At 74.9% G+C, this 12,739-nt stretch carries 3 protein-coding genes; all 3 read right to left on the bottom strand.

Annotation, left to right across the window (positions count from 1 at the left end; genetic code table 11):
• Positions 1–57: 57 nt before the first annotated feature.
• The 3 genes from ACIQVD_RS30865 to ACIQVD_RS30875 are packed head-to-tail and all read right to left on the bottom strand — an operon-like array spanning position 58 to position 12,733.
• Positions 58–1,221, bottom strand: a complete 1,164-nt coding sequence (locus ACIQVD_RS30865; RefSeq protein ID WP_402292397.1) for a macrolide family glycosyltransferase — start codon at positions 1,219–1,221, stop codon at positions 58–60.
• The gene (locus tag ACIQVD_RS30870; protein ID WP_402292398.1) at positions 1,221–3,473 is read right to left on the bottom strand and encodes a cytochrome P450; all 2,253 of its coding nucleotides are present in this window, start codon (positions 3,471–3,473) and stop codon (positions 1,221–1,223) included. The genes ACIQVD_RS30865 and ACIQVD_RS30870 overlap by 1 nt, the downstream gene beginning before the upstream one ends.
• On the bottom strand, positions 3,470–12,733 hold the full coding sequence (locus ACIQVD_RS30875; protein WP_402292399.1) for an SDR family NAD(P)-dependent oxidoreductase: 9,264 nt from the start codon (positions 12,731–12,733) through the stop codon (positions 3,470–3,472). The genes ACIQVD_RS30870 and ACIQVD_RS30875 overlap by 4 nt, the downstream gene beginning before the upstream one ends.
• Between the last annotated feature and the right edge of the window lie 6 nt (positions 12,734–12,739).

Consider the following 12,739-nt stretch of genomic DNA (forward strand, 5'->3'; position numbering starts at 1 on the left):
CGGAACGCGCGGCCGGACGGCCGCGCGCCCGCCGGGCACCGGGCAGGAGCCCGGCCGCTACCGCGTCAGCAGCTCCTCCAGGACGTCCGCCCCCTTCGAGGCGCCGCCCGCCCCGCGCACGATCCGGCGCAGGGCCGCCGCCCGGGGGCGGCAGGACCCGGCCTCCCGGACGGCCTCGCGGAGGCCCCGCACGGTCGGCTCGGCGAGCGTCCTGCCGACCCGCATCTCCTCCGCCCGCCGGGCGATCGCCCGCTGTTCCGGGATCTGCGGCACCGCCACGAGGGGCACCCCGTGGTAGAGCGACTCCATCACCGAGTTCATCCCGGCGTGGCTCAGGAACACCTCGGCGTGCCGCAGCACCGCCACCTGCGGCACGTGCGCGTGCACCTCGACGTTGGCCGGGACCGGGCCCAGCGACTCCCGGTCCAGCCCGCCCACCGCCATGACGACCTGCCAGTCGCCGTCCCCGAACGCCTCGATGCAGGTCCGGTAGAACTCGGGCCGGTCGTTGAAGACGGTTCCCAGCGAGATCAGCAGCACCGGGGCCCGCGACCGGGGACTCCACTCCTCGGCGGCCTGCCGGCTGCTCAGCGACGGCCCGACGAAGTGGAAGCGCTCGTCGAAGGTGTCCCCCGCCGGCTGGAACTCGCGGGGGACGAACACCAGGCTCGTCGGGGGCACGTGACCGAACATCAGGTCCGGGTCGTCCAGGAAGGCGTGGCCCTGCGCGAACTTCCCCATGTCCTGGACCGCGGCCACCAGCCGGGGGTGGGTGTGGTCGAAGTCGGCCGGCAGGTACACCTGCGCCGCCGAGAAGGACTCGTTCTCCGCGAAGGTCGGCACCAGGGAGACCTCCCGCACCCGGAGCAGGTTCGCCAGCATCCGCCCGGTGAAGGTCACCGAGTCGTAGCACACCGCGTCCGGCGGGTCGGCCGCGAAGTGCGCGGCCAGGACCGGGAAGGAGGCACGCGCGTCGTCGAGGTAGTACTCCATCGTCACGGCGAGCTGTTCCGCCGTGAACTCGCCCCGCGCCGCCATGCCGGGCGGCAGCTGCGAGGGCAGGGTCACCGGCGACGCCCCGGCGGCGACGGCGGCGCCCACGGCGGCCGGTCCCGTGGCGTAGCTGACCCGGTGGCCGCGCCGGACCAGCTCTTCGACCAGCGGCAGGGTCGGGTTCACGTGCCCGGACGCGGGCGCGCTCACGAAGGCGAAGTGGGCCATCAGCCCTCCTCCAGGATGACCGGCAGGGTCTTGTGGCCGTTGGTGAAGAAGGACCCCAGCGGTTCGAGTGCGGACGACGGGACGGCCAGCCGCAGCCGGGGGAAGCGGGAGAACAGCGCGGACAGCGCCGTCGTCGCCTCCAGTTTCGCCAGCGGGCTGCCGAGGCAGAAGTGCACGCCGTGCCCGAAGGTGAGGTGGTCGGCCCGCGACGGCCGGGCGACGGAGAAGTCCTCCGCGTCGGCCCCGTGCTGCGCCGGGTCGCGGCCGACCGCGCCGAAGGACAGCAGGATCGCCTCGCCCTTGCCGATCCGCACGCCGTCCGCGGCGATGTCCTCCACCGCGTAGCGCAGCGGCAGGTTCGGCACCGGTGCCTGCCAGCGCAGTGTCTCGTCCACCACGTCCTCCCACGTGCTGGTCCCGGACCGCACCAGGGCGAGCTGGGACGGGTGGGTGGCCAGCGCGTGGACGGCGTGGTCGAGCAGGTTGACCGTCGTCTCGAAGCCGGCGGAGATGGTCAGCAGCAGGGTGTCCAGCAGTTCCCGCTCGGACAGCCGGGTGCCGTCCGCCTCCTGCGCGGAGATCAGGTCGCTGGTCATGTCGTCGCCGGGGTCGCGCCGTTTGGCGGCCACGAGTTCCTTGAGCAGCATGTACAGCTCGCCGGAGGCGGCCTGCACCCCCGCCGGGTCCGCGTCGAGGCTGAACACCGCGTCCACCAGCCGCCGCAGGTCCGCGCCCGTCTCCGCGGTCACCCCGAACAGTTCGGTGATGACCTGGATCGGCAGCGGGAACGCGAACCGCGCGCGCAGGTCGACCGGCTGCCCCGGCGGCACCGCGGCCAGGTCGGCGATCAGGCCGGCCGTGATCTCCTCGATGCGCGGCCGCATCGCTTCGATGCGGCGCGGGGTGAACGCCTTGGCCACCAGGCTGCGCAGCCTGGTGTGGTCGGCGCCGTAGGCGGTGAACATGTTCTGCATCGCGACCCACATGATCAGCGGCCAGTCCGGCGGGATGTCGCCGTCGCGCCACATGGGCCAGTGCTTGTTCGCGTCCTTGGAGACCCTCGGGTCGAGCAGCAGCTTCTTCGCCAGGTCGTGCCCGGTGACGGCCCAGGCCGACACGCCGCCGGGCAGCCGGACGCGGGTGGCCGGGCCGCGCTCGCGCAGGGCGGCGGCCTCGCCGAAGATGTCGCCGCCCGAGGGGTCGATGACGTAGGCGTCGACGGGCGGGGTCTGCGCGCGCACCGGCTCGGTGAAGGTGGTGGTGGTGCGGGGCCTGGGCGGTTCGGTGACCTCCAGCAGGGCCGCGGTGAACCGCGACCCCATGCCGAGGCCGATCGACATGACGGTGTCGCCGGGCTTGAGTGTCTCGTCGTGCAGCAGGTGGTCGATGCCGAGCAGTTGGTCGCACGGCCCGACGTGGCCGAGCTCGCGCAGCATCGGCCAGGTGGTGCGGCCCAGGTCGATGCCGAGCGGCTCCAGCACGACGACCTCCAGTTGGGCCAGGCCCAGACCGGTGACGACGAACCTGGTGATGTCGGCGATGTCGACGCCGCCCTCCTTGGCGGCCTGCTCGACCGCGGTGACCAGGGCCCCGCTCATCAGCGTCAGGTACGGCGCCAGGCCGGTGACCTCGATCGGCGTGCGGTTCCGGTGGCCCGCGGGGTCCGGGATCGTCGGGGTGGCGAGGACCTCCATCTGGGTCGCGGAGCTGTTGGCGGTCGCGACCAGCCGCGCCCGGCCGGACTCGCGGTTGAGCACGGCCGCGGCCGCACCGTCGGCCAGGAAGATCCCGATGCTGGGCTGCCAGCGTTCCCAGCGCGGCGGCAGGAACCGGGCGGTGGCGGTGACCAGGGTCGCGGTCGCGGCCGGGTCGGCCACCAGGTGCGCGGCGGCGGACTGCAGCGCGGCCGAGCCGCCGTTGCTGGTCGCCTCGACCTCGTAGACGAGGGCGTGGCCGAGGCCGAGGACGCGTTGCAGGTGGCAGGAGGACGCCATGTGGTCCTGGTGGTCCATCTGGGCGTAGGCGGCCATGGCGATGTCGGCGCCGGTGAGGCCGGACTCGCGCAGGGCGCCGATCGCCGCGTGCACGGCCATCGCGTGCTCGGTGACGTCCTCGGAGCTGGTGAACGACACGAAGTCCGACAGGGCGAGCAGCCGTCGCATGGTCGCGGTGTCGGGCACGGCCTGCGTCGCGGGCGTGCGGGGCGGCAGGTACCGTCCCGTTCCGCCGATGTACACGTTGTCCCAGATCATGCGTGGTCCTTTCCCCTGAGTTCGGACAGCCCGGCGCCGTATCCGGTGAAGTCGAGGAGCCAGGTGCTGATGGCCAGCGCCGTGGCCGCGGAGTGCTCCTCCAGGACGGTGAAGTGGTCGCCCGGGACGGTGAGCACGTCCTGCGCGGTGGTGGAGAGTCGGGGCGACGGGCGCTTCCCGGTGCCCACCAGCAGCACCGGCGCGGTGACGGGCTCCGGGGCGCCGGCCAGATCGAGGTAGCGGCCCATGGCCACCAGCCGGTCGTCGTCGACCGGCTGGACCTGGTGGCCGGCGTCGAGCATGCCGGTGAGCACACCCGGCAGGTCGTCGGGGTAGCCGTCGATGAGCACCACCGCGCTGGGCCGGGCCCCGCGCCGCTCCAGTTCCCCGGCGGTCGCCAGCGCCAGCCACGCGCCCACCGAACGGCCGACCAGCACCGGCGCGGCGACCGCCGACGCGGCATCGGCGAGCGCGCGGACCAGGACGTCGGCGTCCGCGGGCAGCGGGTCGCCGGCGAAGCCCGGCAGGGTGACCGCCGTGACGTCGCGGGCGGCCTCCAGAGCGGCGGCGAACCGTCCGTACTCCTCGATGCCGCCGGACGCCAGCGCGGACGGCAGGCAGACCAGCGAGGGCTGGAGGAAGCCGGTCGCGAGGGCGACCGCCCCGGCCTTGGGCGCGTCGGTGGCCGGGCTCAGCCGGGACGCCGTGGCGAGCAGGTCGAGGCCGTCCTGCGCGCGGCCGACGTCGAGGGCCTTGCGCAGCAGGCGCTCCATCGGCCCGGTGACCCGGTTCTCCGGCGAGCACAGCTGCCCGTAGAGGTGGTGGACGAGCTGTTCGGGCGTCGGGAAGTCGAAGACGAGGGTCGCCGGGAGCTGGAGCCCGGTGGCCGCGTTGAGCCGGTTGCGCAGCTCGATGGCGGTCAGCGAGTCGACGCCGTGGTCGCGGAACGGCTGACGCGGGTCGTCGATCCCGCCGGGGGCCATCGCGAGGATGCTCGCACTGTGCCTGACGACCAGGTCGAGCAGCAGGGCGCGCTGCTCGGGCTCGGGCAGGGCTCCGAGCCGGGCCCGCAGCTCGTCCGGGCCGGCCGCCGGTGCCGGCGCGCGCCGCGGCCGGGCGAGTTTGCGCAGCAGCGCGGGCGGGGTGTCGATCGCCGCGAGGTCGAGGCGGACCGGCACCAGCGCCGGGCGTCCGCCGGCCAGGGCGGTGTCGAACAGGCCGAGGGCCTGCTCGGTGGCCAGCGGCAGCATGCCGGTCCTCGCCAGCCGGCGGTGGTCCGCCTCGGTCAGGTTCCCGGTGATGCCGCTGGACTCGGCCCACTGGCCCCAGGCGAGGGAGGTGGCCGGCAGGCCGCGCGCGTGCCGGTGCTCGGCGAGCGCGTCGAGGAACGCGTTCGCGGCGGCGTAGTTGGCCTGCCCGGGGGTGCCGAACACCCCGGCCGCCGAGGAGAACAGCACGAACGCCCGCAGGTCCAGGTGCTCGGTGGCCTCGTGCAGGTGCCACGCGGCATCGGCCTTCGCGCGCAGCACCGTGTCGACCTGCTCCGGTGTCATCGTTCCCACCAGGGCGTCGTCGACGACCCCGGCGGCGTGCACGACGACCCGCAGGTCGGGGATCGAGGCGACGAGGTCCCGCAGTGCCGCGCGGTCGCCGGCGTCGCAGGCGACCACGGTGAGGGCGGCGCCCAGCTCCTGCCGGAGTCCGGGCGGCTCGACGCCGCGGCGGCCGGCGAGCACCACGTGCCGGGCGCCGTGCCGCGCGACCAGGTGCCGGGCGACCAGGACGCCGAGGGTGCCGGTGCCGCCGGTGATCAGCACGGTGCCGTCCAGGGGCGCGCCGTCCAGGGGCCCGGCAGACCCGGCAGACCCGGCCGGGGTGGCCGGAGTGGCCGGAGTGGCCGGAGTGGCCGAGGCGGCCCGCACCAGCCTCGGCACGAGGGCGGTGCCGTCGCACAGCCGGATCTCGGGCTCGCCGTCGGCCACGGCGGCGCGCACCGCGGCGGGCACCGCCCGCCGCGAGGCGGCCGTGCCGTCGTGCCGGACGGTCAGGATGCGCCCGGGGTTCTCGTGGTGCGCGCTGCGCAGGAAGCCGCGGGCGGCGGCCGAGGCCAGGTCGTCGCCGGTGAGGACCACGAGCCGGGCCGGCGTGTCGGTGGCCAGGAACTCCCGGACCCTGCCGAGCAGTTCCCGGGTCACCGCGTGGGCGGCCTCAGCCGGTTCGCCCTCGCCGGCGACCTCGTGGAGGACCGTCTCGGTGCCCGGGCCGTCCGGTGCCGCCATCGGGGTCCAGTCGACGGCGAACAGCGTGTTCGGCCGGGGCCCGGCCCCGTGGCCCGCCGCTTCGACGGGCCGCAGGACGATCTCGTCGATGCTGACGACCGGCGTCCCGGCGGGGTCGGTGATCCGCACCGCGTAGGTGTCCGGCCCGGTCGGGTGCAGCACCACGCGGACCGTCGCGGCCGACCCGGTGACCGACACGCCGGAGAACGAGAAGGGCAGCCGCGCCGGACTGCCGCCGTCCTCGGCCGCGGGGCCGGCGAGCAGGGTCAGCGGCTGGATGGCGGCGTCCAGGAGCGCGGGGTGGACGCGGTAGCCGGTGAGCTGCCCGGGGTCCGCCGGGAAGCTCACCTCGGCGTGCAGGTCCTCGCCGTGCCGCCGGACGCCGGTGAGTCCCCGGAAGGTCGGCCCGTAGTCGTAGCCGGCTTCGGCGAGCCGGTCGTAGAGCGGGCCGATGTCGATCGGCACGGCCTCGCCGGCGTCCGTGCCGGGCTCGGCCGTCCGGTCGGCCCGCTCCGCCGACGGGCTGAGCACGCCGGTCGCGTGGCGGGTCCACTCGTCGGGCTCGGCGGAGGTGCGGGAGTGGACGGTGACGGGTCGGCGTCCGGTGTCGTCGGGCGCGCCGACGGTGACCTGCACGTGCACACCGTCGCGCTCGGACAGCACGAGCGGCGCCTCCAGGACCAGTTCGGACAGGACGGGGCTGGCCGTGTGCTCGCCGGCGTGGACGGCCAGGTCCACGAACGCCATCGCGGGCAGCAGGGGCGAGCCCGCGATGACGTGTTCGGTGAGCCACGGGTGGGCGGACCCGGAGAGCTTCCCGGTCAGTACCACGCCCTGCCCGTCGGGGAGCTTCACCAGGGACCGCAGCAGCGGGTGGTCGGGCGTGTCGGGGCCCTCCGACGCGGTGGTGGGCCGGAGCCAGTAGTGCTGGTGCTGGAAGGCGTACGAGGGCAGCCGCGCACCCGACTTCCCCACCGGCGGGGTCCAGTGCACCGCGCCGTCCACCCACAACCGCCCCAGACCGGCGAACAGCCGCTCCACGGAATCCCCCTGACGCCGCATCAACCCGTTCGCCACCAGCGACGGGTGCGGACCCACCTCCACGAACCCCGTGACGCCCTGGCCCGTCAGCCACTCCCTCGCGTCCGCGAACCGCACCGGCTCCCGCACCTGACGCACCCAGTACCCCGGCTCCCCCAGCTCCACCGGACACCCCGCCACCGTGGAGACCACCGGAATCACCGGCTCACCGAACGACAACCCCCCAGCGACCTCAGCGAGTTCACCCAGCACCGGCTCCATCCGCGCCGAATGGAACGCGTGACTGACCTCCAACCGCCGCACCCGACGCCCACGACCCCGCCACACCCCGGCGACCACCGCCACCGCCGCCTCATCACCCGACACCACCACCGCGTCCGACGCGTTGACCGCCGCCACCTCCACACCCGCCACCAGCGACCCCACCACCTCCTGAACCGACGCCTGCACCGACACCATCGCCCCACCACCGGGCAACGCCTGCATCAACCGGCCCCGCGCCCCCACCAGGGCACACGCGTCCTCCAGCCCCAACACCCCCGCCACATGGGCCGCCGCCACCTCACCCACCGAATGCCCCACCACGAAGTCCGGCCGAACCCCCAACCACTCCACCAACCGGAACAACGCCACCTCCAACGCGAACACCCCGGCCTGCGTGAACCGCGTCTCCCCCAACACCCCCTCCCCGTCCTCGAACAACACCTCCACCGGCAACCCCAACACCCCGCACACCTCGTCCAACACCCGCGCGAACACCGGAAACACCTCGTACAGCCCCCGACCCATCCCCGCCCACTGACCACCCTGACCGGAGAACACGAACGCCGACTTCCCCGAGTCGCGGGCCTCGCCGGTCACCAGCCCGGGATGCGCCTCCCCGCGGACCAGGGCCGCCAGGGCCTCCGGCCCGGTCACCACGGCCCGGTGGGCGAAGCGGGCCCGCGCGGCGAGCGCGGCGGCGATTGCGTCCGCGTCCGCGTCGGGGGCTTCGGCCGCGTACGCCTGTAGCCTGCGGGCCTGGGCCCGGAGCGCCTGCTCGGACTTGGCCGACAGCAGCCACGGCACCGGCGCGCCGGCTGCGGGCGCGGACGTGGGAGTGGCAGGGGAGTCGGACGATGCCTCCTCTGCCGGGTCCGGGTCCGGTGCCTCCAGGATCACGTGCGCGTTGGTGCCGCTGATGCCGAACGCCGAGACGCCCGCCCGGCGGGGACGCCCCGTCTCCGGCCACGGCCGGGCCTCGGTCAGCAGAGCGACCCGGCCCGCCGACCAGTCGACGTGCGAAGTCGGTGCGTCCACGTGCAGGGTCCGTGGCAGCTGACCGTGCCGCATCGCCATCACCATCTTGATCACACCCGCCACACCGGCAGCGGCCTGCGTGTGCCCGATGTTGGACTTCACCGACCCCAACCACAACGGCTCGGAACGGTCCTGACCGTACGTCGCCAACAGCGCCTGCGCCTCGATCGGGTCGCCGAGCGTGGTGCCGGTGCCGTGCGCCTCCACCGCGTCCACCTCGGACGGCTGCAACCCGGCATTGGCGAGAGCCTGCTGGATGACGCGTTCCTGGGAGGGGCCGTTGGGCGCGGTGAGGCCGTTGGACGCGCCGTCCTGGTTGACCGCCGAGCCCCGCACCACCGCCAGCACCCGGTGTCCGTTGCGGCGGGCGTCCGACAACCGCTCCAGCAGCACCAGGCCGACGCCCTCGCCCCAGCCCGTGCCGTCGGCCGCCTCGGCGAACGCCTTCACCCGACCGTCGGCGGCGAGCCCCCGCTGCCGGGAGAAGTCGATGAAGGCGGCGGGTGTCGCCATGATCGTGACACCGCCGGCCAGGGCCAACGAGCACTCGCCCGAGCGCAGCGCCTGCGCCGCCAGGTGGATCGCCACCAGCGAGGACGAGCACGCCGTGTCCACCGACACCGCCGGGCCCTCCAACCCCAGCAGGTAGGACACCCGTCCGGAGGTCACACTCGTCGCCGTGCCGGTGGCCACGTAGCCGTCCGCGTCGCGCGAGATCTGGTCCACTCCGCCCGCGTAGCCGGATGCCCAGATGCCGGTGAACACGCCCGTCCGGCTGCCCCGCAAGGACGTCGGATCGATGCCCGCGTCCTCGAACGTCTCCCACACCGTCTCCAACAGCACCCGCTGCTGCGGGTCCATCGCCAGTGCTTCGCGCGGCGAAATACCGAAGAATCCCGCATCGAAGCCGCCTGCGGCGTCGAGGAAACCGCCCGACCGCGTGTACGACGTCCCCGGAGCACCGGCGGGATCGTAGAGACGGCCCACGTCCCACCCACGGTCCGACGGGAACCCACCCACCGCGTCCGTCCCGCCCGCGACCAGATCCCACAACTCCTGCGCGGAGCCCACCCCACCCGGGTAGCGGGCCCCCAACCCGACCACCACCACCGGATCACCCGCCACCGCGACCCCGACCGGGACGGGCACGGCCGTCCGGCGCTCCTTGCCGAGGACCACCGCACGCAGGTGTTCGGCCAATCGGGCCGGAGTCGGGTGGTCGAAGACCATCGTCGCGGGCAGCCGCACCCCGACCGCCGTGGACAGCCGGTTGCGCAGTTCCACCGCGGTGAGCGAGTCGAAGCCCAGGTCCTTGAAGGCCAGGTCGGCACCGATCTCGTCGCTGCGGCCCAGCACGGCCGAGGCGTGGGTGCGGACCAGGTCGAGCAGGAGCTCGCGTTGCCGGTCCTCGGGGAGCGATCCCAGCCGGCCCGCCAGTCCGGTGGTCCGCACCGGTTTGCGGGCGCGTGCCAGCGCGCGCAGCACCGGCCGGTCGCCCAGCGCGGACACCTTGAGCACGGCCGCGACCACTGCCGGTTCCGCGCTGTCCAGGCCCCCGTCGAACAGCCCGAGTCCGTAGTCGGTGGCCATCGGCAGCAGCCCCGCGCGGGCGAGGCGTGCACGGTCGGTGTCGGTGAGGTTCCCGGTCAGCCCGCTGTCCTCGGCCCACTGCCCCCAGGCCAGTGACACGCCCGGCAGGCCCAGGGCGCGCCGGTGGGCGGCCAGGCCGTCGAGGTAGGCGTTGGCCGCGGCGTAGTTGGCCTGTCCGGGGCTGCCGAGCGTGCCGGCCGCCGAGGAGAAGAGGACGAACGCCGCCAGGTCCCGCTCCCGGGTGAGTTCGTGCAGGTGCCAGGCGGCCCGGGCCTTGGGCTCCCAGACTGCGGCGAGACGCTCGGGCGTCAGGGACTCGACCACCGCGTCGTCGAGCACACCGGCCGCGTGCACGACCGCCGTCAGCGGGTGCGCGGCCGGGATCGCGTCCAGCACCGCCGCCAGCGCGTCCCGGTCGGCCACGTCACAGGCCGCCACGGTCACCTGTGCGCCCAGCCCGGCCAGTTCCGCGCGCAACGCCGTCCCGCCACCACGGCGGCTCACCAGCACCAGGTGCCGCACACCCCGCTCGGCCACCAGGTGCCGGGCCACCCGGCTCCCCAGCGTCCCCGTACCGCCGGTGACCAGCACCGTACCGGCCGCGTCGAGATCTGCGGGAACGGTCAGGACGATCTTCCCCACGTGCGCGGCCCGGCTCATAAACCGGAAGGCGTCCCGCGCGCGGCGGACGTCCCAGGTGGTGAGCGGTGGCAGGCGCAGCTCTCCTGCGCCGAGCAGCCGGACGGCCTCGGCCAGGATCTCCCCGAGCCGCTCCGGTCCCGCGTCGGCCAGGTCGAAGGCCAGCACGCCGGGCCGGACGTCGGCCTTGCCCATCTCCACGAACCGCCCGCCGGGCGCGAGCAGCCGCAGGGAGGCGTCCAGGAACTCGCCGGACAGCGAGTTCAGCACCACGTCGAAGGGGCCGAACCGGTCGGCGAACTCCAGGGTCCGGGACGAGGCGATGTGGTCCTCGTCCAGCCCCAGGGCGCGCAGCGCGTCCCACTTGTCCGGGCTCGCGGTCGCGTGGACGTCCGCGCCCCAGAGCCGCGCGAGCTGGACCGCCGCCGTGCCGACGCCGCCGGTGCCGGCGTGGATCAGCACCCGGTCACCGGCCTTCAGCCCGCCCAGGTCGCGCAGGCCGTACCAGGCGGTCAGGAAGGCGATCGGCACGGTGGCGGCCTGGGCGAACGTCCACTCGTCGGGGATGCGCACCAGCACCCTGTGGTCGGCGACGGCCACCCGGCCGAACGCGCCGGGCAGCAGCCCGGCGACCCGGTCGCCCGGCCGCAGCCCGGTGACCTCGGTGCCGACCTCGGTGACGACGCCCGCGCCCTCACTGCCGAGCAGCGCCGGGTCCGGGTAGACGCCGAGGGCGATCAGCACGTCCCGGAAGTTCAGGCCGGCCGCCCGCACGGCGACGCGCACCTCCCGGGGCCCGGGCGGGGCCTGCTCGTACGGCAGGAAGGCGAGGTCGTCCAGGCTGCCCGTGCCCGCCTGCGTCAGCCGTCCGTCGAACGCCTCCGGTGCGGAGCGCACGAGCCGGGGCACGTGGACGGCCCCCCGGCGCACCGCCACCTGGTCCTCGTCGCCGACCGACAGGCCCTCGGGCAGCTCGTCGGCGTCCACGAGCACGAACCGGCCGGGGTGCTCGGACTGCGCGGACCGGACCAGGCCCCACACGGCCGCGGCTTCCGGATCGCCCACCCCGTCACCGGGGACGACGGCGACCGCGCCCCGCGTGCGCACCACGAGCCGCTCGCCGGGCCCGGCCAGGAAGTCCTGGACGGCCGTCAGCGCCTCGGCGACCGAGCCGGGCGAGACGACGGCGTCGCCGAGCGCGCCTTCGCCGGGGGTCAGCGGAATCCAGTCGAGGACGTACAGCGGGCCGCGTTCGGCCATCGGACGGGTGGTCAGCGCCTCGATGGTCGCCACCGGCTCGCCGGAGCGGTCCGCCAGGTGGACGGCGTACGCGCCGGGGCCGGCCGCCGTCAGCCGTACGCGCGCGGAGGTCACGCCGGTGCGGTGGACCGCGATCCCGCTCAGCGAGAACGGCAGCCGCACGTCGCCCTCCGTTCCGGCCAGCAGCGCCAGCGGGTGGAGGGCGGCGTCCAGCAGGGCCGGATGGACGGAGAACCGGGCCGCGTCCGGCACGGTGACCTCGGCGAACACCTCGTCGCCGCGGCGCCACACCGCCTGCACGGCCTGGAAGGCCGGACCGTACTCGTAGCCCGCCGCGGCGAGCGTGTCGTAGAGCCCGGTGACCGGTTCCGCACCGGTCGGCGGCCACTGCGTCAGCTCCCGCCCGGCCACGGGTTTCCCGCTCACCGTGCCGGTGGCGTGCCGCACCCAGCCGTCCGTACGGGACCGGACGTCGACCGTGCAGCGGCCGGTCGCGTCCGGCTCGCCCACGACGACCTGCACGTCCACCGCGCCGTCCGCGGGCAGCACCAGCGGCGCCTCCAGGACCAGTTCCTCCACCGCCGCCCCGGCCGCGTGCACCACCAGCTCGACGAACGCCGTCGCGGGCAGCAGCACCGTCCCCCGTACGGAGTGGTCCGCGAGCCAGGGGTGGGTGGCCAGGGAGAGGCGGCCCGTCAGGACCCGCTGCCCGCCCACCTCGACAGCGGCGCCGAGCAGCGGGTGGTCCACCGAGTCGAGCCCGGCCGCGGACACGTCTCCCGCGCCTGCGGCGAGCCAGAACCGCGTCCGCTGGAAGGGGTAGGTGGGCAGCGCCACCGGCTCCCCGCCGGGGAGCGGCCACCGCACCGGCACACCCGCGACGAACAGCCGCGCCGTGGCGGCCAGGAACTCGGCCGGGGTGCCGTGGTCACGGCGCAGCGTCCCGGTCACCGCACCCGTCTCGTGCTCCGCCAGCGCGGGCGTGAGCACCGGGTGCGGGCTGACCTCGACGAAGACGGTGCGGCCGTGGTCGAGCAGCGCACGGGTCGTCCGGTCGAACAGCACGGGTTCGCGGAGGTTGCGGTACCAGTAGGCGGCGTCGAGGGTGGCGGTGTCGATCGGCTCGCCGGTGACGGTGGAGTGGAAGGGAATTGTCGC

The organism is Kitasatospora sp. NPDC090308 (assembly GCF_044769485.1).
In the GTDB taxonomy this organism is placed as follows: Bacteria; Actinomycetota; Actinomycetes; order Streptomycetales; family Streptomycetaceae; genus Kitasatospora; species Kitasatospora fiedleri.